Annotated in this window: 1 protein-coding gene; it reads left to right on the top strand. The window is 29.6% G+C overall.

All coding sequences use genetic code 11. The annotated features are described in order from the left end of the window. Positions 1 to 375 precede the first annotated feature (375 nt). Positions 376 to 864 carry a sigma-70 family RNA polymerase sigma factor gene (locus ACQRDX_RS09345; RefSeq protein WP_427896617.1) on the top strand — a complete coding sequence of 163 codons (489 nt, stop codon included), beginning with the start codon at positions 376 to 378 and terminating at the stop codon, positions 862 to 864. Positions 865 to 925 lie beyond the last annotated feature (61 nt).

The following is a 925-nucleotide window of genomic DNA, read 5'->3' as shown; positions in this document are numbered from 1 at the left end:
TACGAAAATCAGAAATAATTATAGAAATGGTCAATAGAGGATTTATCCATGGTATTGCATATAGGGATGATGGTAAGTATTATGAATGATTCTTTAAGAGGCTGGCGAGGAGTCAAAATCAGTGAAACTTGAACAAAGTGAAATCTAGCGTCAATAGGTACTACTTGATTTTGAGAGTTTCTCACCTTTCTCCAAAGCACCCATTTGATGGTTATTATGATTTATAAATGAAAATATATTATTAGATTAGCTTTCTGTAATTTTTCTAAAAGTATTTAAACATGACATATATGTCATGTTTAAAAATACAAAAATTTTATATGATAGTCTAGTAAGTTTTAGAGCTTACTAGATTATCAAAAGGATAGGAGTATTATGGAAATAAATAATAAGGATTTTGAAGAAATCTACAAAAAAGTAGCTGCAATTGTTAATAAAACACGACAAAAATATTATATTAAACTCTGGGAGTATGACGATTGGCATCAAGAAGGAAGGATTATTCTATATAGGCTACTTAAAGAATTTCCGGAATTAAAGACAGAGAACAAGAAATTATTTTCTTACTTCAAAACAAAATTTATCAACCATGCCAATGATATGGTTAGGGCACAAGAAAGTCAGAAGCGTCGTTTTAGTAGGATGCATTATGAAGAAATAGGAGATGTGGGAGATTGTATCTCTAATAGTAGAATATTTATAGATGAATTAGTTGCTTTAGAAGATTTATTGTCGCGCTTTGAATCTACTTTGGAGACTACAGAGAGGGAGCATTATAAACAATTTTTAAGAGGAGAAAGATTTAGAGGACAAAAAGCTATGAGAAATAGACTCCAACGCTATTTATCTGATTTCAAAAATTAGATTGATATAATACAAGAGAAGTAATCTATTTTAGAAGGATTAAGTGTCAACGCTAAAAAAA

Origin of the sequence: Streptococcus sp. SGI.013 (genome assembly GCF_050315295.1) — a bacterium.
Taxonomy (GTDB): Bacteria; Bacillota; Bacilli; order Lactobacillales; family Streptococcaceae; genus Streptococcus; species Streptococcus porcorum.
The sequence above is the reverse complement of the archived record's forward strand: the minus strand, read 5'-3'. Positions and strand labels throughout refer to the sequence as shown.

What these genes read in the sequence shown, in the direction of transcription:
- ACQRDX_RS09345 (WP_427896617.1), top strand. Translation starts at nt 376, where the DNA reads ATGGAAATAAATAATAAGGATTTTGAAGAAATCTACAAAAAAGTAGCT.